At 63.3% G+C, this 22,094-nt stretch carries 11 protein-coding genes; 8 read left to right on the plus strand and 3 right to left on the minus strand.

Features of this window, described 5'->3' with window-relative positions:
- Positions 1–157 precede the first annotated feature (157 nt).
- From JQ572_RS05520 to JQ572_RS05545, 6 genes are all read left to right on the plus strand, one after another.
- Positions 158–1,033, plus strand: coding sequence for a branched-chain amino acid ABC transporter permease (locus JQ572_RS05520; protein ID WP_211381935.1), 876 nt, complete (start codon positions 158–160; stop codon positions 1,031–1,033).
- A gap of 5 nt (positions 1,034–1,038) precedes the next feature.
- Complete coding sequence (locus JQ572_RS05525; protein ID WP_211381936.1) at positions 1,039–2,190, plus strand: branched-chain amino acid ABC transporter permease; 1,152 nt, start codon at positions 1,039–1,041, stop codon at positions 2,188–2,190.
- Positions 2,187–2,945, plus strand: a complete 759-nt coding sequence (locus JQ572_RS05530; protein WP_211381937.1) for an ABC transporter ATP-binding protein — start codon at positions 2,187–2,189, stop codon at positions 2,943–2,945. The genes JQ572_RS05525 and JQ572_RS05530 overlap by 4 nt, the downstream gene beginning before the upstream one ends.
- 4 nt (positions 2,946–2,949) lie before the next feature.
- Positions 2,950–3,738 carry an ABC transporter ATP-binding protein gene (locus tag JQ572_RS05535; RefSeq protein WP_211382420.1) on the plus strand — a complete coding sequence of 263 codons (789 nt, stop codon included), beginning with the start codon at positions 2,950–2,952 and terminating at the stop codon, positions 3,736–3,738.
- A 94-nt stretch (positions 3,739–3,832) separates the two neighbouring features.
- The gene (locus tag JQ572_RS05540) at positions 3,833–5,671 is read left to right on the plus strand and encodes an AMP-dependent synthetase/ligase (protein WP_211381938.1); all 1,839 of its coding nucleotides are present in this window, start codon (positions 3,833–3,835) and stop codon (positions 5,669–5,671) included.
- A gap of 141 nt (positions 5,672–5,812) precedes the next feature.
- On the plus strand, positions 5,813–7,012 hold the full coding sequence (locus JQ572_RS05545) for an ABC transporter substrate-binding protein (protein ID WP_211381939.1): 1,200 nt from the start codon (positions 5,813–5,815) through the stop codon (positions 7,010–7,012).
- 172 nt (positions 7,013–7,184) lie between these two features.
- On the opposite strand, the gene JQ572_RS05550 is transcribed toward JQ572_RS05545, so the two are convergent.
- Positions 7,185–8,309 carry a lysozyme inhibitor LprI family protein gene (locus JQ572_RS05550; RefSeq protein ID WP_211382421.1) on the minus strand — a complete coding sequence of 375 codons (1,125 nt, stop codon included), beginning with the start codon at positions 8,307–8,309 and terminating at the stop codon, positions 7,185–7,187.
- A gap of 131 nt (positions 8,310–8,440) precedes the next feature.
- Entirely contained in the window at positions 8,441–9,172 is a 732-nt protein-coding gene (locus JQ572_RS05555) for a transglutaminase-like cysteine peptidase (protein ID WP_211381940.1), read from the minus strand.
- 628 nt (positions 9,173–9,800) lie between these two features.
- On the opposite strand from JQ572_RS05555, the gene JQ572_RS05560 reads away from it, so the two are divergent.
- Together JQ572_RS05560 and JQ572_RS05565 are read left to right on the plus strand one after the other, a co-directional pair.
- The gene (locus tag JQ572_RS05560) at positions 9,801–17,957 is read left to right on the plus strand and encodes a FecR domain-containing protein (RefSeq protein ID WP_433996197.1); all 8,157 of its coding nucleotides are present in this window, start codon (positions 9,801–9,803) and stop codon (positions 17,955–17,957) included.
- A 124-nt stretch (positions 17,958–18,081) separates the two neighbouring features.
- The gene (locus JQ572_RS05565; protein ID WP_211381941.1) at positions 18,082–20,313 is read left to right on the plus strand and encodes a CHASE2 domain-containing protein; all 2,232 of its coding nucleotides are present in this window, start codon (positions 18,082–18,084) and stop codon (positions 20,311–20,313) included.
- Between the two features lie 177 nt (positions 20,314–20,490).
- On the opposite strand, the gene JQ572_RS05570 is transcribed toward JQ572_RS05565, so the two are convergent.
- Positions 20,491–22,086 carry an ABC transporter substrate-binding protein gene (locus JQ572_RS05570; RefSeq protein ID WP_211381942.1) on the minus strand — a complete coding sequence of 532 codons (1,596 nt, stop codon included), beginning with the start codon at positions 22,084–22,086 and terminating at the stop codon, positions 20,491–20,493.
- Positions 22,087–22,094 lie beyond the last annotated feature (8 nt).

A 22,094-nucleotide genomic window follows, 5' to 3' on the forward strand; every position in this document is an offset into this window, starting at 1 on the left:
GGCAAGTCACCGTTTGTTGACAGCGCTTGGCGGTTCAGGCTGAATTGGCGAAGGGACGAATGGCGCTAACGCAGCAAACGACTGCGTAGCGACTGGACACAAGATGCGGCAAGGCGGTCAGGAAGAACCGCCGGTTGTATCGGGAGGATGCGCGGCGATGCTGGATTTCGTTCAGCAGCTGGTCAGCGGTGTTGCGCTCGGCTGCGTCTACGGCCTGATCGCGCTCGGCTTCGTGCTCGTCTACAAGGCCACCGAGGTCGTCAATTTCGCCCAGGGCGATCTGATGATGCTGGGCGGCTTCTTCGCCTTCACCTTCATCGGCATGATGGGGCTGAACTACTGGGTCGGCTTTGCCGGTGCGGTGGCCGCGATGGCGCTGTTCGGCATGGTGGCGGAACGCGTGGTGGTGCGGCCGATCCTCGGCTATCCGCAATTCTCCATCATCATGGCCACGATCGGCCTCGGCTACTTCCTGCGCTCGATCGCCGGCATGATCTGGGGCACCGACGATCTCAAGATCGAGACCCCGTTCAGCCAGGGCGTGCTGCGCGTCGGTTCGCTGGTGCTCGCCCACGACAAGCTTTCGGTGATCGCGGCGACGGTCATCCTCTGCACGTTGCTGTGGCTGTTCTTCAACAAGACCACGCTCGGCACCGCGATGCGCGCCAGCTCCGAGAACATGCTGGCGGCCTATTACATGGGCATTCCGGTCAAGCGCGTGGTGTCGATCGTCTGGGCGATCAGCGCGGCGGTCGCGACCTGCGCCGGCGTGCTGCTGGCGCCGATCACCTTCATCCACTCCAATGTCGGTCTGGCGCTCGGCCTGAAGGCGTTCCCGGCGGCCGTGCTCGGCGGCTTCGGCTCGATCCCCGGCGCCGTCGTCGGCGGCGTGCTGATCGGGGTGATCGAGAGCATGGCCGGCTTCTATCTGGCGGAGGGCTGGAAGGACGTCGCGCCCTACATCGTGCTGCTCGCCGTGCTCTTGCTCAAGCCCGAAGGCCTGTTCGGCCTTCACGTTCGCAAGAAGGTCTGAACGCCATGCGCTTCCTGTTCAAGACGGACTATGAGGACGACATCAGGCTGTTTCCGCATTCGGGCTATTTCGTCTCCTATGGCCTGTTGCTGGCCGTGCTGCTGATAGCGCCCTACGTGCTCTCCAGCTATGTGATGAGCCAGCTCGTCTTCGTCTGCATCTATGCGACCGTCGGCGTGGCGCTGCTGATCTTGACGGGCTTTACCGGGCAGGCCTCGCTCGGGCATGCCGCGTTTCTGGCGATCGGCGCCTACACGGCGGCCTATTTGCAGAAATACAATGTGCCGTTCCCAATCTATTTCCTTGCCGCAGGTGTCCTGACCGGGTTGATCGGCGCGATGGTCGGCTTCCCGGCGCTGCGCTTGACCGGCATCTACCTCGTCATCGCTACCATCTCCTTTGCCCTGATCGTCGAAGAAATCCTGGCGCGCTGGGAAAGCGTCACCAACGGCAATGAGGGTATGCGGGTCAAGGCGGTGTCGTTGCTGGGGGTCACAGTCTCGCGCGACAGTCCGACCTTCTATTTCCTTTGCCTCGCCGTGCTGGTTTTGACCATCGTCGGCACGCTCAATCTGCTGCGCTCACCCACGGGCCGCGCCTTCGTCGCCATCCGCGACAGCGAGACCGCGGCGCGCAGCATGGGCGTCAATGTCGCGCTCTACAAGGTAAAGTCGTATGCGATCTCGGCGGCGATCACCGGCTTTGCCGGCGTGCTGTTCGCGCACAAGCTCTCCTTCATCTCGCCGGAGATGTTCACGCTGCAGCTTTCGATCGAGTTCATCATCGTGATCCTGATCGGCGGCACCTTCAGCCTGCACGGCGCGGTGCTCGGCGCGATCTTCATCGTGATGATCGATCCGTTCCTGACCTATCTGAAGGACGACATGCCCGGCATCATCGCCGGCGTCGCCGCGACGTTCGGCGCCGGCACACAGAGTGCCGCGAATGTGCAGTCCAAGGTCGCGGCCTTCGCTTCGCTTAACGGACTGAAGGGCGCGATCTACGGCATTATCATCGTGCTGTTCGTGCTGTTCGAGCCGCTCGGGCTCTACGGCCGCTGGCTCAAGATCAAGCTCTTCTTCCAGCTATTCCCGCTCTACAAGCGCGCCACCTTCAAGCGGCAGAAGATCTACGTGAAATCGGAGCGGAACCGATGAGCTATTTCCGCGCCGAGAATTTGTCGCTGCATTTCGGCGGCCTGAAGGCCGTCGATGCGGTATCCTTCGCGGTCGAGAAGGGCGAGATCCTCTCGATCATCGGTCCCAACGGCGCGGGCAAGAGCTCGATCTTCAACCTGATCTCGCGGATCTACCGGCCGACCTCGGGCCGCATCTTCTTCGAGGACCAGGACATCACCGAAGAGCCGCCCTACGACATCGCCAGGCTCGGCATCGCGCGCACCTTCCAGAACATCGAGCTGTTCGAGAATGCCACCGTGCTCTCCAACCTCCTGGTCGGGCGCCACCGCCATTCGACCACGCAGCTCTGGCAGGAGCTGCTGTTCCTGCCGAGCGTGCGCGCCAATGAGAAGGTGCATCGCCGTCGTGTCGAGCAGGTCATCGAGTTCCTCGATCTCGAGCCCTATCGCGACAAGCTGATTTCGGGTCTGCCCTACGGCGTGCGCAAGGTGATCGAGCTCGCGCGCGCGCTCTGCTCGGAGCCGAAGCTGATCCTGCTCGACGAGCCGTCCTCCGGGCTCAACGTCGAGGAGACCGACGACATGTCGTTCTGGATCCGCGACCTGAAGAACGAGCTCGGCGTCACCGTGCTCATGGTCGAGCATGACATGTCGCTGGTCAACCGCGTCTCCGATCGCGTCATCGCGCTGAACTACGGCCGGGTGCTGACCATGGGGTCGCCTGCCGAGGTGCAGCACCATCCCGACGTTGTCGCCGCGTATCTGGGAGCTTGAGGTGATGGATGCCGCGGTGACACCGGATATCATCCTGAAGCTCTCCAACATCGAGAGCTATTACGGGCCGATCATGGCGATCCGCGGCATCTCGCTGGAGGTGCCGCGCGGCCGGATCGTGACGCTGCTCGGAGCCAACGGCGCCGGCAAGACCACGGTGCTGAAGACCATCTCCGGCATTCTCGATCCGCAGAAGGGCGCGATCGAGTTCATGGGCAGGCCGATCCAGCGCATGGAGGCTGACCGCATCGTGCGGCTCGGCCTCAGCCACGTACCGGAAGGTCGCGAGGTGTTCCCGTTCCTCTCCGTGCGCGAGAACCTGATGATGGGGGCCTATCCGCGTAGGGATCGCGACGGCGTTGCGGAAGACATCGAGCGCGTCTATGGCTACTTCCCACGGCTGAAGGAGCGGATCAACCAGCCGGCCGGACAGCTCTCCGGCGGCGAGCAGCAGATGCTCGCGATCGGGCGCGCGCTGATGAACCGGCCGACGCTGCTGCTGCTCGACGAGCCCTCGCTCGGGCTGTCGCCGATCCTGGTGAAGGAGATATTCACCATCATCCGCCGCGTCAACGAGGAGCAGGGCATGTCGATCCTGCTGGTCGAGCAGAATGCCAAGGTGGCGCTGGAGACCGCGCATTACGGCTATGTGCTGGAGATCGGCCGCATCGTGATGAACGATAGCTGCGACCGCTTGATGCATTCCCAGGACATCCAGGAGTTCTACCTTGGCGCCAAGGAAGCGGGCGCGCGAGGCGAGCGGCGCTGGAAAAAGAAGAAGACGTGGCGTTGAGGAAGAACTGGCGCTAAACGGGATTGCCCGTCCGCAACAATAGACCGCCGGCAAGGCAGGCAGTGGAGAGGGAAGCGACGAGGAGGGAACGCGGATGGATCGACCGGCGGTGCTGACGGTCGCTGACACGATCGCGAAGAGCTTTTTGCGCGCCGCTGAAACGCGGGGCGACAGGCCCGCGATCCGCGAGAAGAAATTCGGCATCTGGCAACCGACGAGCTGGCGCGAATGGCTGGAGATCTCGAAGGAGATCGCCTACGCGCTTCACGCCTGCGGCTTTGTGCCCGGCGACGTTGCCTCGATCATCGCCAACGCCGTGCCCGAATGGGTCCACGTCGACATGGGCATCCTGTGCGCCGGCGGCGTCTCGACGGGCATCTATCCGACCGATGCATCGACCCAGGTCGAATATCTCGTCAACGACTCCCGGACGAAAGTGATCTTTGCCGAGGACGAGGAGCAGCTGGACAAGATCCTGGCGTGCCGCGCGCGCTGTCCCTCCCTGCAAAGGATCATCGTGTTCGACATGGAGGGCCTCAGCGGCTTCTCCGACCACATGGTGATGTCGCTCGACGAGTTTCGCGCGCTCGGCCGCAATCACATGGTCGACCGCGAGGCGCTGTGGCAGGAGATGATCGACAGTCGCAGCGCCGGCGATCTCGCTGTGCTCGTCTACACCTCTGGCACCACGGGTCCGCCCAAGGGCGCGATGCACGCCAACCTCAGCGTCACCCATCAGATGCGGCACGCCAACGACTTCATCCCGGCGCGAGAGAACGATGACCGGCTGATCTTCCTGCCGCTCTGCCACGTCGCCGAGCGCATCGGCGGCTACTACATTTCGGTCGCGCTCGGCTCGGTGATGAATTTTGCCGAAAGCCCGGAGACCGTGCCGGACAATCTTCGCGAGGTGCAGCCGACCGTCTTCCTCGCGGTGCCGCGCATCTGGGAAAAATTCTATTCCGCCATCACCATCGCGCTGAAGGATGCAACGCCGTTCCAGCAATGGGTCTACCGCCGCGCCATCGAAATCGGCAATCGCATGGTCGATTGCAAGATCGAGGGTAAAGCGCCGCCGCTGTCGCTCCGCATCGCTAACGGCCTGGCTTATCAGGTCGCATTCCGCAACATCCGCCGCATGATCGGACTCGATCGCTGCCGCATTGCCTTCACCGGCGCAGCGCCGATCGCACCGGAGCTGATACGCTGGTACCTCGCGCTCGGCATCGACATCCACGAGCTCTATGGCCAGACCGAGAATTGCGGTGTCGCGACCATGATGCCGTCGAAGCGGATCAAGCTCGGTTCGGTCGGCACGGCGGTGCCCTGGGGCGAGGTCGCGCTGTCGCCCGAGGGCGAGATCCTGATCAAGGGCGACTTCCTGTTCATGGGCTATCTGAACCAGCCCGAGAAGACCGCGGAGGCCATCGATCAGCGCGGCTGGCTGCATACCGGCGACGTCGGCACCATCGACAATGAAGGGTTCGTCCGCATCACGGACCGGATGAAGGACATCATCATCACCTCCGGCGGCAAGAACATCACGCCGTCCGAGATCGAGAACCAGTTGAAATTCTCGCCCTACATCTCGGACGCCGTGGTGGTCGGCGACAAGCGGCCGTACCTCACCTGCCTCGTGATGATCGACCAGGAGAATGTCGAGAAGTTCGCCCAGGACCACGACATCCCCTTCACCAATTATGCCAGCCTGTGCCGCGCGTCGGAGATCCAGGACCTGATCTGGCGCGAGATCGAAGGGGTCAACACCAATTTCGCCCGCGTCGAGACCATCAAGAGGTTTTTCCTGATCGAACGCCAGCTCACCCCGGAGGACGAGGAACTGACGCCGACCATGAAGCTGAAGCGCGGCTTCGTGAACAAGCGCTATGCCGCCGAGATCGACGCGATGTATCGCGAGCGCGCGGTGGCGTGACGTGCGCATGCTCCTGGAAGAGTGGGAAGTTTTTCCGACAAGAGGCATGCGCGGAAACAAAGGGATGTTCGTCTGAAGACAGCGAAGGAGTGATGGCCCCCGCCCTTCGCATAATACGGGCCCCAAGGAGAGGAGACGTCAATGTCGAGATCGATGAGAGCGTTCGGCCTTGCGGTGGGCGCGATGGCGCTCACCAGTCTGCCGGCCGCGGCGCAAACCAAGGTCACCAACGAAGGCATCTCGGGATCCGAGATCGTCATCGGCACCCATCAGGATCTGTCGGGCCCGATCAAGGGCTGGGGCGTGCCGGTCTCCAACGGCATGAAGATGGCGGTCGAGGAGGTCAACGCGGCGGGCGGCGTCAACGGCCGCAAGATTCGGCTGGTCGTCGAGGATAGCGGCTACGATCCGAAGAAGGCCGTGCTGGCTTCGCAGAAACTGATCGAGCGCGACAAGATCTTCGCGATGGTGGGAGCAATGGGATCGCCGACCGTGCTCGCCGCACAGGATATCCTGCTCGATGCGGGGGTGCTTCAGCTCTTCCCGCTGACGGCGGCCGAGTTCACCTTCAAGTTCGATCCGGCCAAGCCGCAGGAGCGGCTGAAGTTCAATAACCTGCTGCCCTATGTCGAGAGCACGCGCGCGGCGCTGAAATACATGATGGAGTGGAAGAAGTTCCAGAAGCCGTGCATCATGTACCAGGATGACGAGTACGGCAAAAACGTGCTCGACGGCTTCAGCCAGCAGCTCACCGCCATGAAGGTGCAGCCGGCCTCGATCACGAGCTACAAGCGTGGCGCCTCCGACTTCAGCGCGCAGATCGCCAAGATGAAGTCCGACAGCTGCGACCTCGTCGTGCTCGGCGCGATCCTCCGTGAGCCCATCGGCGCCATGACCGAGGCCAAGAAGCTCGGCTGGGAGGTTACCTTCCTCGGCGCCACGCCCACCAATGTGATGGAGGTGCCCATGCTCGGCAAGGAAGCCGTGGAAGGCCTCTACGCCGCCGCCCTCTTCGAGATCCCCTACGAGGACACGGCCAAGGGCAAGGTCAAGGACTGGCTCGCCACCTACAAGAAGATGTTCGGCACGGACGCCAACACCCAGGCCATCATCGGTTACAACGCGGTCATGACCTTCGCTTTCTACGCGCAGAAGGCCGGCAAGGATCTGACCGGCCAGAAGATGCTCGACGCGCTGGAATCCGGGGACAAGTTCGTCGACATCTTCAACTCGCCTCCGACGAAGTTCTCCAAGACCGACCATCTCGCCAGCACCATCACCCAGGTGCAACAGGTCAAGGGCGGCCGCTGGGTGCTGGTGAAGGACAATCTGATGTTCTGATCTCTCGCCGCAACGATGGTGCACCCTCTCCCCTTGTGGAAGAGGGTGGCATCGTGTCAGCGAAGCCGGGGGAGGGGTCTCTATCCCCACGAACGGTCCTGCGAGTGGAGAGGACCTCTCATCCGGCGCTTCGCGTCACCTTCTTCCACGAGGAGAGAAGGGAAGAAAACACCTACGAGCCCCCGCCCGCAGTGCCCGAGCTCACCGGGGCCAGCGCGTCCTCCCGGCATCGCCAGCCGTCGGCGGCTTTCACGAAGGCGAAGGTTCGCTGGATCCTGAGGCGGCGCGTGACGTTGAAGGCGTCTGCGGAGCGCTCCTTGTTGCCGGCTCCCGGCTGCGGACGACCCGTTCCGGCGTCCCAGCAAGTGCCCGTGCAGATGGTCGCGACCCTGCTGCAGGTGGCGAACGGCGCCAGCACCGCCATTTCGATCTCGCCCGTGACCTGCGCCTCCTGCTCGGTCACATGGCTGTCGATGGCGTAGACGCGGGTGATGCGGAGGAAATTGCCACAGGAATTGGCCGCATGGATTCGCGCGGCGCAGAAGTCGACGGCGTCTGTGTCGGGCGAGCGGGCTGCGACCTGCCGGCCAAACACCTTCTTGGGATCGCCTTTCGCCGCGCCGATTTCGTCGGTCTTGTGCTTCAGATATGCGGCGAGACAGTCCTCAGCGGATTCGAGCTCTCCGAGCGGAACGTTCTCCTTGCCGACAAGATTGCATTTGCGATCGCGCTCCCGCGTCCACCGGCCATATTCGGCAAAGGCAAAGCGCGACGCGGTCGAATCGAGTTTGCCGATCAAACCGAGCACCTGGCCGTTCAACTCGGTCTCGGCAAGCGCCAGCGACGGGTCCGCACAAATCACCGCGCCCGCGGCGGTGTTGGCCGCGAGACAGTCGAAATCCGGATCGCGCACGATCGCGGCGCGCTCCTCGGTCACCTTGAGTAGACATGCCTTCACCCGGTCGAAATCGTCGGTGCGGATCGCGGTCTGGCCGACGATGCCGCAACCGAGGTTGCGCTGGCGAACCCAGATCGCGTTTTCCTCGATCGCCGGCAGGCGATCGGGCAGGCGGCCAAGCCGCGCCTCGATTCCCGAGTTCAGCTTCTCGGCCGCAGCGGCAAGCTCGGGATCACCGCAGAACAATTGATTGCCGGGGTCGCGGATCTGCTGGCAGTTGTTCTGGGCGAATAGCGGCAGCCTGTCGGCGACGGAGCGGTCGGATGGGCCGGATTGCGCGAGGCCTGGTGCTGCCGGCAAGGCCAGCAGCGCAAGCACAGACAGCACGATGAACCGCATTCCCGTCGCCCCCAGTATGGCCGCGGCCATGCTAGCAGTTCCGGATCGCGCGGCGAAATGGGTTTGTGGTGGGTGGTCGGCACGGGCCTGCAGCCTGGATTCGCTGTGCTCCATCCAGGCTACCAGATCAATCAGCGTGCCTCGTCGGCGACCAGCGATATCCGCACCGGCTCGTCGACATATTTCATCACGGCCGACTGGAAGAGCACGAACAGCGGCTGGTAGCTCCGTGCGGCGTCGTCCTCGACCATTGCCATGCGGCGGTTGTCGAGCATCAGCCAGTGGCCCTCGAGCCGTGCGGCGACAACCGCATGCTCTTCCCCGGCGCGGGTGTCACGCACCACGACGATGCGGAGGTCATCGCTGGCAACGCCCGCGAGCCGCAACGCGGCGAGCTTGGCAATGGCATAGTCCTCGCAGTCGCCGGCGCCGCGCTCGAGGGTCGCGAGCGGCGAACTCCAGACATCCTCGGCACCGTCATTGGCTGCCCGGATGGCGAGGTTGATGGCGCGATTGGTTTCGCCGAGCCGGGCGCGGCCGTCACGGCTGCGGGCCTGGTCGACGATGGCGAGCAGTTTCAGTGCGGCGGGCGAAGCACAATTGTCCCGGTCGCCGTCGCACAGTGCGAGCTGCACCATGTCGTCGTCTAGCTTGGATTTCAGCGCGAGCCATTTCTGTTGCAGGCCGCCGCCGGAGATGGCGAAGGCGAACACGCCGAACGGCTCGGCGGATTTGCGCACGAGGATGCCGGCCCCCGGCGACAGCAGCGTGCCGGCGCGAAGTTCGGCGGCCGATCCGAGCAGGATCAATCCGCACAGGACAAGGATTGCGCGCCAGGCGCGCGAGCGAGCAGCGGTCTCCATCTGACATCCCCTTCCGGCTTCGTCAGGTCCCCCTCGACCTGTGCGTGCCGGGCTTTGTTGCTTTCGCGGAGATAGTGCGAGACGGGCCGTTTTGTTCTGCTTAACGCGCCCGGCTGCGGTCCCAAAACCGGGGGACAGGCTGAAACGGGCCTGCTCGAATTGCGTAAAGTTTTACGATTCGGGGGCTATCGGGGGCTAAGAGGGCACGGCTGCCGCGAATTCGCACCAATTGCAGGCAAAAGTTGCAGGGAACTTGGTTCCGTGCCGTATGGCTAACGACCCGCTATTTCACGGGTTCTGTTAGTTGGATCACAGATCTAGCTCCGTATTTGGCGCAAGATCCTGCGGGGAACCGCGAAAAAAAGATGACAAAAGTATCTATTGTAGAATTTCTACAATAGAACACATGGGGTGACTTGAAATGAGCGAGAATAAGTCCCGCTTTACTTTTCATTATTTCAAAAATTACTTTGACTTCTCTGCGGGTGCCCTGCCGCTTGGGAGCAACGACCGCTTGGTGATGCGAAATCACACAAGCAATAGATGGTTTCGCTAAGGACTTGGTAATGATATGCAAGTTTAGGCGAACGATACTTACTTAAATTTTAACCCTTTTTTTGGTGCCCGGTTGAATTACGCTGGCAAATTTGACGCCGCGATTTCCTTGGACGGCCTGGGTTCCCGCTCGCCCGCCGATGGCCATGTCGATTCCTTCATTGCCAAGGCTCATGGGCATGTGCCGGAAGGCGCGTTCGTCGTTCCCGATCCCAACCTGATCTTTCACGGTGAGTTCAAGCGCGCCGGCGCCGATCTGGTGCTGTCGCATGAGGGTCACGAGTTCGTCGTTCACGATTATTTCAGGGGCGACAAGCGCGCGGCGATCTCATCGCCCGATGGCGCCCATCTCACCGGCGACATCGTCAACGCGCTCACCGGCCACGTCCAATATGCGCAAGCCGCGTCCGGCATCGCCGCCGCGCAGGTCATCGGCCACGTCACCAAGCTCGCCGGCAGCGCCACGGCTATCCGCAACGGCGTCTCGGTCATCCTGAACAACGGCGACAATGTCGAGAAGGGCGATGTGGTCTCGACCGGTGCGGATTCGACGCTCGGCATCACCTTCATCGACGGCACCGTGTTCGGCCTGTCCTCCAATGCGCGGATGGTGCTGAACGAGATGGTCTACGACCCCAACGGGTCGAACAACTCCTCGCTGCTCAGCCTGGTCGCAGGCACCATCACCTTCGTTGCCGGCGAGACAGCCAAGCACGGCGACATGAAGGTCGACACGCCGGTCGCCACCATGGGCATCCGCGGCACGGCCGTGCTGAGCCAGATCAATTTCGTCGTTCCCGCCGGCGGCGGCGATCCGCAGCCGCAGGCGAGCTTCCAGGTTCTGGTCGAGCCGAACGGCACCACCGGCTCCTACATCCTGTTCGACAAGGTCACGCTGCTGCCGATCGCGACGGTCAATCAGGCCGGCCAGATGATCCAGATCAGCGGCGGCAACGTCTCGATCTCCAACGCGCTGATGTCGCCGGACATTCAGAAGCTGATCACGGACGTGTTCACACTGAAGTTCACCGACAACAACAGCAATACCAAGCTGACCACGAACTTCACCGATTCGATCACCCAGACCGGCAACATCGTCGTGATCAAGACGGACACCGGTGCCACCGCGACCGCGACCTTCACGAATCTGAATCAGCCGGGATCGCAGGGCCCCGGCCATGATCCGTCGACCAGCACCCGTGTTCCCGGCCCGCCCCTTTCCCGAAGTCTCGATGCCAACGGCAATGTGACGTCGGCGTTTGCGCTGACCGAGCGCGCGGACAAGACCGGCGACACCGTGGATTCCGACACGGTCTCCGGCCGAATCACCTTCATCGATCAAAACCTGGGCGATCGGCCGACGGTGAGCGTGGATCTCGCCGGTGCGCCGAACTACGTCTACAAGAGCGCCGGCCAGCAGGATGTCACCGGCACGCTCTCTGCGCTTCAGAAGCAGGACATTGCGGCGACGCAGATCCAGATCAACGTCGCCGCCGACGGTGGCAACAGCAACAATGGTTCGGCGGTCTGGACCTACACAATTCCGGACCACGTCTTCGACTTCCTCGCGGCCGGCGAAACCCTGACGCTGACCTACAAGGTCAGCATCAACAACAATTTCTCGGTCAACCCCGAAACGTCGTTCATCGACATCACCATCACCATCACCGGCACCAACGACAAGCCGGTGATCACCACCAGCGTTCCGACCATCACCTTCGAGGGCGGCACCAGCGTGCCGGGTGGCCCGCTCAGCAGCGAGGTGCCGACGACGGGCACGCTGAGCTTCGACGACGTCGATCTCACCGACAAGCATACGGTGTCGGTGGCGCTGACCAGTGCGACCCTGCCCGATGGCACGACTGTTCCGCCGGGTCCGCTTGCAGCGTTCCAGAACGCGATGTCGGTCGCGATCGCAGCCGGTGCCGACAGCACCGGGGACGGCACCGGCACCATCAACTGGTCTCTGGCCGACCTTCCCGTCTACCTTGCCGACTTCATTCCGAGGGGCGAGGTGCTGACGCTGATCTACACCGTGACGCTGACGGATTTGCAAGGCGCCACCTCGCAGCAGACCATCACCGTCACGATCACGGGCACCGATGCGCCTGCCGTGGTGTGGATCGCAACGGAGAAACCCGAGGCTCCCTCCGGAGGCTTCTGGAAAGATGCGGCAAACTGGGCAACCGGCACCGTTCCGACCATCGACGACGACGTCATCGTCATCACCGATCAATTGCACGGCCTGACGCCGTCTTTTCCGGCCACGATCGATGCGGCAGCCTATGCCAAGTCGGTCACGATGAATGATTTTGGCGGTCCACCGCCGCAGCTGATCAACCAGAGCTCGCTGACCATCGCGGGCTCGCTCGACATGAGTGCGGACTCGATCTTCACGAACGCCGCGACTGGCACGATGTCGGTCGGCGGCCTGGCCGAGATCCTGGACACCAGCGTACTCAGCAATGCCGGATACCTGACGCTCAAAGCCGGCGGCGATTTCGCCGTCGGCACCACGATCACCAATTCGGGCACGCTCGAACTATTTGGCGGCACGCTGAAGACGTTGGCCACGATCCACAATGCCGGCGGCACGCTGAAGACCGATGCCGGCGCGACGCTGATCGTCGATGGCACGACGGTCGATGGTGGCACCGTCACCATTCTGGGCACGCTGGAGCTCGAAGGCAGCAGCCTGATCGAGAACGGCACGCTGAACAATTCCGGCACGGTCAACGTCAAGGACACGGCGGAATTCGCCCACGAGACCGTCGCCAACACGCCAAGCGGAACGATCAAGGTGTTGGCGAATGGTTGGCTGATCATCGACCAGGGCTCCGGCGTCACCAATGCCGGCAACGTCACCGTCGATGCCACCGGCAAGCTGACGGTGAACGGCGCAACGATCAGCGGTGCCGGGACTGTCACAGTCAACGGCGAGATCGACCTGACGGGCAACGCCGTGCTGAGCGGCGGTATCCTGAAGAACAACACCACGTTCAATGTCAGCGGCACCGGCAATGCGCTGGATGGCGAAACCGTCACCAATGCCGGCACCATCGAAGTGCTGGCCAACGGTGCACTGACGATCGACCAGGGCTCGACCGTCGACAATTCGAGCGGCACTGTCATCGTTGACGGTAGTGCCGCGCTGATGCTGGATCATGCCACGATCAGCGGCGGCGCCGTCAACGGCAGCGGCACCATCGATGTCACCGGCGCCAGCAAGATCGACGGCGGCGCGACGCTGAGCACGAGCATCGTCACGGCGGACGCCAAGCTGACGCTGGACGGCGTCACGGTGTCGGGCTCGACGATCACCGACAATTCCAGCATCGAGCTGAACAACACCGTCAAGCTCAAGGACGGCGCCATGATCCAGGGCGGCCCGATCAGCAACAACGGCACGCTGGAGATCGCCGGCGCGGCGACGCTGCTCAACGATGTCCTGACCAATACCGGCCACACCGTCACGGTCGACGATGGCCAGACGCTGACGCTGTCCGGAACCGAGATCACCGGCGGCACCATCAACAATTTCAGCGGCTCGGTCGGCGGTGCGATCGACGTCACCGGGAACAGCAAGATCGACGGCAATGCGACCCTGAACAAGGGCGCCGTCACGGTCGAAAACGGTGTCACGCTGACGCTCGATGATGCGACCGTTGCAGGGAGTGCGATCGCCAATCATGGTGCAGTCAAGGTCGATACGAGCAAGAAGCTGACGCTGTCGGATGTGGGCTTGACCGGCGGTGGGCTCACGATCTCCGGCACGCTGGATTCGTCCGGGGCGACCACGATCACCGATGCTGCCATCATCAACAACGGCCTGATCGAAGCGGTCGGCGGCCTGCTGACGCTTGCCACCGTCACTTCGGCCACCATCGCCAACGCCGGCACGCTTCAGGCTAATGGCGCCGAACTCGACATCGACCATGAGGCCGTCACCAACACCGGCACGCTGGCCGCGATCAATGGCGGCACGCTGAAGCTGATCTCGATGACGGTGACCAACGGCACCGGCGCGGTTTCGGTCGGGGCCGGCTCGACGCTCGATCTCGTCGGTGCAGTCATCGACGGCGGCACGTTGACGATCGCGGGCACGCTGGAATCGACCGGCACGAGCGCGATCAACGACGCCGACATCACCAACACCGGCACGATCACTGTCACCGGCGGCACGCTGACGATCGATCCGGTGACGCTGCACACCATCACAAATTACGCTCTGATCCGGGTGAGCAACGGCGAACTCGACGTCTCCGGCGACCTGATCGTGAATACGGCCGAGATCAAGGCGATCGACCACGGCGTCCTGAAGCTGACCGATGTCACGATCACCAATGGCGGCGGGACGGTCACGGTCGACGCGACGTCGAAGCTGTATCTGTCCGGTGTCACCTCGATCAATGGCGGGTCTCTGACCAACTCCGGCAATCTCTACGGGGTCTCCGGTCTCAACACGATCTCGGCCGCGGTCACCAACACCGGCGCCATCGAGGTCCAGGCCGGAACGCTCAACCTTTCCGGCGGCCTCAGCGGCGTCGGCTCGGTGACCATCGACGACGGCGCGACGCTGGAGCTCGCGGGGGCGACGGCCCAGACCATTACCTTCGCCGGCGGCACTGATACCCTCCAGCTCGACAAGGCCGCGGGCCAGAGCTTCACCGGCACCATCGCCGGCCAGTCGACGACAGCCGGCACGTTCACAATCAAGGGCGCGGCCGATATCACGACATCGAGCGGCGACGCGCTCGACTTCACCGCGTCGGGCGGCACGAATGTCGCACCGGCCGATATCATGCTCGCACTCACCGGTAAGTTGACGGGCGCGGCGAGCGGCATTGTCGTCACCCAGAACGGCGCCGGCGACATTTCGCTGACGGCAACCGGCGGCGCCATTGGCGGCGCATACGGCATCGACGCGGTCACCCAGGGTGATGGCGACATCACCATCGACGCCGGCGGCATCATCACGGGCAGCGCGATCTACGGCATTCGGGTCCGCAGCTACGGCTCGGGCAGCGAGGCGGTCACGACCGAGGCCGGCAGCGTCATCACGTCGGGCAGCTCCGGCATCGTTGCAGTCAATCGGGCGACGTCCCTCGGCGCAGCATCCGGCAGCACCATCACCATCAACGCCTACGGTACGATCAACTCCGGCAGCAGCCAGAACCAGAGCGGCAATGCGCCCGCCGGCATCCAGGCCGGCTACAACGGTGCCGCCACCGGCAGCAACGCCAACACTGGCGTGAACGGCTCGGTCGTCGTCAACAACCACGCGAACATCACCGCCGCGGCGGGTTACGGCATTCACGCATATAATTACGGGAATGGCGACGTCACGGTGAACGATGCAGCCGGCACCATGATCGTCGGTGCCGAGGAAGGCATCAGGGCGCAGGCGCTCGGCGGCGGCGCCGGCGACGTCAGCGTGACGCTCGGTGCCGGTGCGTCGGTGACGGGCACCACCAGCTACGGCATCCTCGCCTACAGCATCGATGCGGGCGACATCAGTGTCACCCTCGCAAACGGCGACAGCATCATTTCGGGCAGCTCGGGCATCGTGGCTGTCAATTATGCGACCGCGATTGCCGCCGACGTCGACAGCACGATTTCCGTCGTGGCGCATGGCACGATCCATTCCGGCCCGACCGCGAACTCCGACACCTCCATTCCGGGCGGGATCATCGCCGGCTATAAGCCGGGCGGCACCAGCGCCTTCTCCAACGCAGTCAATGGCGACGTCATCGTCACGAGTGACGCGACGATCGTCGCTGACGCCGGCTACGGCATCGAGGCGTTCACCTGGGGCGCCGGCGATATCACGGTCACGACCGGCGCGACGTCCTCGATCACCGCCGCCACGGGCACCGCGATCGGCGCCTTCGATCACGGCGGCGGCAACGTCAGCGTCACCAACGATGGCTCCGCCACCGGCGCGGTCGGTCTCGCCGCCGTTGCCACCGGTAATGGCGACGTCACCATCGTCAATCATGGCAGCATCACCAGCACGAGCCTGGCCGGCATCAGCGTCACGCAGAACGAGGCCGGCGCGGCCGGCTCGACCCACATCATCAATACCGGATCGATCGTGGCGCCGACCGCCCACGCCGCGATCTATATCCAGGAGAACACGGCCGGCGGCTCCGCGCTGATCGACAATTCCGCCACCGGAACGATCGGACCCGCCGTCGCCTCGACCGTGACCGCCATGACCTACGCCATTGTCGAGACCGGCGGCGCTATCACGATCAACAATGACGGCCACATCAACGGCAATATCTCAGTCGCCACCGCCACGTTCAACAACAAGTCGGGCGGTATCTGGACCGTCTCCGGCAGCAGCGTGTTCGGCAATCTGTCCTCGATCGGTAACGCCGGCGAGATCGATCTCCTCAATGGCGCCTCGGTTTCCGGCTCCGGCCTGAGCATCGCCAATTCCCACGACATCGACAGCTGGGGCACGGCGTCGATCTCCGGCACCATCACCAACACCGGCAGCATCGAGGTCCACACCGGAACGCTGACGCTGTTCGGTTCGCTGTCCGGCGCAGGCTCGGTCAAGATCGAGGCCAATGCGACCCTCGAGGTCAACGCCACGGTGTCGCAGACCGTGACCTTCGAAGGCGGCGGTGCCGAGCTCCAGATCGACACCACGAGTTTTGGCGGGTCGATCGCCGGCTTCGTCGCGACCGACAAGCTCGACCTGTCGACCATCACGTATGATAGCGGGACAACGGCGACCTACGACGTTTCGACCGGCAATCTCGCCGTGAGCGACACCCATGGGCATACGATCACGCTGCACCTCCTCGGCGACTACAGCGACGTCCGCTTCGTCACCAGCAGCGACGGAAGCGGCGGCACGAACGTCGAGCTGATTCCGACCGATCACTGGACCGATGCTACGGGCGGCACCTGGAATGACGCGTCGAACTGGAGCCTGGGCGTGCCTGCGGCCAATTACGACGTCAAGCTCGACGCGCCCGGGACCTATACCGTCGACAGCACGACCAGCGTCACGATCGAAGATCTCACCGTTGCCTCGGGCGTGACGCTGAAGACCGAGCCCGGCACCGTGTTCACGGTGAACGGTGACGTCGTCGACAATGGTCTGATCGAGGCCGGCCCGTTCTCCGGAAACGACGTTTCGAACATCGACATCAAGGGCGACGTCAGCGGCACCGGGGCGATCGAGATCTCCAACAAGGCCGTCGTCGAGATCGAGGGGTCTGTTTCGGGGACGCTGGTCGACGGATCGTTCTCGGGAATCGTCGTCTATTACGACAACGGTCTGGGCACGCTGATCCTGGACCACTCCAGGGATTTCCACGGGCTCATCTCGGGCTCGCCGGCCGGGGCTCCGCTCTCGTCCGGTAACGAGATCGACATGAAGGACCTCGCCTGGACGTCCTCGATGTCGGCGCAGGCACAGTACGATCAGGCCACCAACATCACGACCGTCGACTTCTACAACGGCGCGACCACCATCACCCTGTCGTTCCTCGGCAGGGACCTGAATTGGCACCTTGAGAGCGACGGTCATGGCGGCACCACCGTCTACGATCCGCTTGCCGATTCACCCATGACGATCGAGACCGGTTCGGTGCTGAACCTCAGCGAAGCTTCCGCCGAGGACGTGATCTTCGTCAACGGAACCGGAACCACCGGCACCTTCGCGATCGACCACGCCGCCGACTTCACCGGCGTCATCAACGGCTTTGCCGGTGACGGTACCCTCGCCAATTCGGATCTCCTCGACCTCAAGGACATCGGCTTCTCGAGCCTGACCGGGGTGACCTACACCGAGAACGCCGACCATCTGGGCGGCGTGCTGACGCTGAGCGACGGGACCGATACCGCGATCCTCAAGTTTGCCGGGAACTACAACATCGACAGCTTCGATTTCGCCAGCGACGGCAATGGCGGCACGCTGGTCGTCGATCCACCCACGGGACCAACCCTCGTCGGGACCGACGGGCAGGACCAGTTTACCTTCACGAATTCGACGCTTCCGGTTCAGAGCACGATCCTCGATTTCGAGCTGGGCCAGGACAAGATCGACCTGCAGAAGTTTGCCGGCATCCAGTCCTTCAGCGATCTCGGCATCACGCAACAGGGAGCCGACACTCTGGTCACGCTCGACGATCACCAGTCGATCCGCGTGAAGAATCTTGTGGCGAGCAGCCTGCACGCCAGCGATTTCATCGTCGCGAACCATGCCTGACGGCCATGCCCCCGGTTCGGCTGCGGCGCCTCGTCTGCGGCGGATTCCGGTATCAAAGACATAGCTGATTGCGTATTGTCGCCCGAACATCGGACGAAGGCGGGCTGCGGGAAATTCGGGCGATATGAAACGTCTAAAGATCCTCCGGCGGTGGTTTGCGCGGAAGCTCGGTTTTGCGCGGCTGATGTGCCTGGCGCTGCTGGTCGTGTTTGCCGGCGCTCGCCTATGGGATCCGCCGCCGATCCAGGAATTGCGGCTGCGCACCTTCGACATGTTTCAATTGATCGATCCGCGCCACAAGGCGGCGCGGCCGGTCGTCATCGTCGACATTGACGACAAGAGCCTCGCCAAGCTCGGTCAGTGGCCGTGGCCACGCACGCGGATCGCCGACCTGATCCTTAACCTCACGGCTCAAGGCGCGGTGGCGATCGGCTTCGACGTGGTATTCTCGGAGGCCGACCGGCTGAATCCAGATCTGGTGGCGGGCCAGATGCGTTATCTCGACGACGCCACCCGCGCCAAGCTGCGCGAATTGCCGAGCAACGATCAGATACTCTCCGAAGCGATCAAGCGCTCGCGCGTGGTGCTGGGCGAGACCGGGCAGCCGGCGATCTCGTCCGAGCTCGACAAGACGCTGCCGTTCACCGGTGTCGCGACGGTCGGCGAGGAGGGCGCCGAGCGCTTTCTGTTTGAATTTCCTGGCCTGCTACGCAACGTCCCCGTCATCGAGAAGGTCGCGGCCGGCCGCGGCCTGTTCACGATCAGGACCGAGCGCGACGGCCTGATCCGCCGCGTGCCGATGGTGATGCGAGCCCAGGGCAACATCATGCCCTCGCTCAGCCTCGAGATCCTGCGCGTCGTAACGGGCACGCCGACACTGCTGGTTCGCACCGACAAGACCGGCGTGCGGGCCGTGCGCCTCAAGGGCGTCGAGATTCCGACCGACAAGAACGGCCAGATCTGGGTGCATTACGCCCCCCAGGACCCCTCGATCTATGTCTCGGCGGCCGACGTGCTCGACAACACCGTGCCGCCGAACAAGATCGCCGGCAAGCTGGTGCTGATCGGCACCTCTGCCGTCGGGCTCAACGACATCAAGACCACGCCGGTGTCGCGGGCCATGCCTGGTGTCGAGATCCACGCCCAGGTGCTGGAAAGCGTGCTGAGCGGCGCGGTGATTTCGCAGCCGAACTACGCACTCGGCGTCGAGCTGCTCGCCGCCCTCGTCATCGGCCTGCTCGTCATCATTTTCACACCGAACCTTGGGCCCGTGCGGCTGGTGCTCGCGGGTGCGGCGTTTGCAGTCATCCTGGTCGGCGTGTCCTGGTTCTTCTACGCGCAGTACCGCTACCTCATCGACTTCACCTATCCGCTGCTGTCGACCACGGCGATCTATCTGACGCTGATCTTCGCGAGCTTCGTGCGCGAGCAACGCCAGCGCGTGCAGATCCGTGGCATGTTCGCACAGTACATGTCGCCGGTTCTGGTCGAGCAACTCGCGCAGTCGCCGGAAAAGCTCGTGCTCGGCGGCGAGGAACGCGAGATGACGATCATGTTCTCCGACGTGCGCGGCTTCACCACCATATCGGAAACCTACAAGCACGACCCGCAAGGGCTGATTGCGCTCATGAACCGCTTCCTGACGCCGCTGACCGACGTGATCATCGATCAGAAGGGCTATATCGACAAGTACATGGGCGACGCCATCATGGCGTTCTGGAACGCGCCACTCGACGACAAGGAGCACGAGGTCAACGCCTGCGAAGCCGCGATCCGGATGCTGGAGCGGATCGACGCGGTCAACAAGGAGCGCGAGCAGGAAGCCTCCGACGGCGGCCACGTCTACATCCCGCTCAACGTCGGCATCGGCCTCAACACCGGCATCGGCGTGGTCGGCAACATGGGCTCCGACCTGAAGAAGAACTATTCGGTGCTCGGCGACAGCGTGAACCTGGCCTCGCGCCTGGAGGGGCAGTCCAAGGAATACGGCTTTCCCATCATCGTCGGCTCCAGGACCGCGCTTGCCGCCAAGGACAAGTTCGCGATCCTCGAACTCGACTTCATCATGGTCAAGGGCAAGACCGAGCCGGAAGTGATCTACGCCATCGCCGGCCGCGAGGACGTGATGCTTTCAGGCGCCTTCCAGCGCCTGCGCAACGTCACCATCGAGATGCTCGGCTGCTACCGCGGCCGCGACTGGCAAGGCGCGCTGGACGCCATCGAGCGCGGCCGCAAGAGCGAGGATGCCGACACGCTGGAAAAGCTGTTCAAGCTTTACGAAGTGCGCATCAAGGAATTCCAGGTCAATCCGCCGGCGGAGGGGTGGACCGGGGCATATGCGCTGCTGACGAAGTAGGGAATGTGTGGCTGGATGGCAGCCACACACCCGGTGTCGTCCTGGCGAAAGCCAGACCCATTACCACCGACCGTTGTTTTGCGAAGGCCGGTGGTCAATAGCTTGTCGCCGCAACTACTCCCTGGGGAAATAGGTCCTGGCTTTCGCCAGGACGACGGCAGAGGGTTGCGTGCCCCCTCACTCCACCCCGATCGTGGTCAGGTCCTGGAACCAGTGCTGCGCCTGGACGAACTGCTTGATCTTGGGTGACAGCGCATGCGGGTTGGTGTCGTGGACGACCCACACCAGCGCGGCATCGTCCACGATCAGCGCGTGTGCCTGCGCGATCAGATCGTCCTGCTTGGCAGTGTCGAAGGTCTGCTTGGCCTCGTTGATCAGCGCGTCGACCTTCGGGTTCTTGTAGCCGCCCCAGTTGACGCCGACAGGCGCGATCTGGTCGGAGGCGAAGAAGCGGACGATGGCGTAGAGCGGGTCGGAGGTGACATAGGCGATGTTGTTGGCGGTGATGCCGGCGTTCATCTCGTCGGCCGCGCCCTTGCGCCAATGCGTATAGAGCGTCTCGAGCTCGACCACCTTGAAGTCGATGTCGATGCCGATCTCCTTGAAGCTCTGCTGCAGGAATTCGTTCATCGGCAGCGACAGCATCTGGCCGGTGCCGCCCTGCGCGATGATGAAGGTCGTCTTCAGTGGCTTGGCCTTCGAATAGCCGGCCTCCTCGACCAGCTTCTTGGCCGCAGCCAGATCATATTTCAGCTCGAAGCTCGGCTTGCCGAACCACGGGCTGGACGGATCGACCTGGCCCTTGGCGGGCTTGGCCAGACCGTTCATCAGGCCGACCACCGCCTCGCGATCGATCGCGAGGTTCAGCGCCTTGCGCAGGCGGATGTCGGTCCAGGGCGAGCCCGGCAGCACGCTGAGGTGATAGTTCCAGACATGCGGCGTGACGTTGTCGACGATCTTCATGCCGGCGGCCTTGAGCTGCGGCACGGCGTCCGGCGCCGGCGTCTCGATCAGGTCCACTTGTCCGGCGAGCAGCGCGTTGGTGCGCGTCAGCGCTTCCGGCATCGGCACCAGCACCAGCTTGTCGACCTTCGGAATGCGCTTCTTGTTCCAGTAGTCCGGATTCTTGGTCAGCTCCGCAAGCTCGCGCGGCACCAGCTTGGTCAATTTGAACGGGCCGGTGCCGGAAGGATGGCTCGCGAACTTGTCCCAGTCCTTGCCGAGCTTCTCGTATTGCGCGGGACTCGACACCAGGAACCACAGCATCTGATAGGGAAAGAAGGAATCGACCGTCTTGGTGGTGATCTCCACCGTGAAGTCGTCGATCTTGGCGTAGCTCGCGACCGAGGGCAGGCGGGTCTTCACCTGCGCGCTCTGCCGCTTGTCGAATTGCGGGGCCTTGTCGTTGAGCACCTTGTCGAGATTCCAGATCACCGCGTCGGCGTTGAATTCGCTGCCGTCGTGAAACTTCACGCCTTTACGAAGAGCGAAGCGCCATTTGGTCTTGTCGGCCTCGTCCACCTTCCATTCGGTCGCGAGTCCCGGCACCAGCTTGCCGGGCCGATCGGATACGTCCATCTCCCAGGCGACGAGCGGATCGTAGATCGTGTAGGCCGTGAACTGATAGGCGCCGGCGCCGCGATCAGGCTGGCCCGTCGTCAGCGGAATGTCCGCCATCGAGATGCCGTAGCGCACCACCGTTTCGGCGCGCGCCGAGATTGCGGAAGCCGCCAGCGCAAGCACGGCGAGACAGATCGTCAGTCGGATACGCATGGCCCAAA

Source organism: Bradyrhizobium sp. SZCCT0153 (genome assembly GCF_018129995.1).
GTDB lineage: Bacteria > Pseudomonadota > Alphaproteobacteria > Rhizobiales > Xanthobacteraceae > Bradyrhizobium > Bradyrhizobium japonicum_G.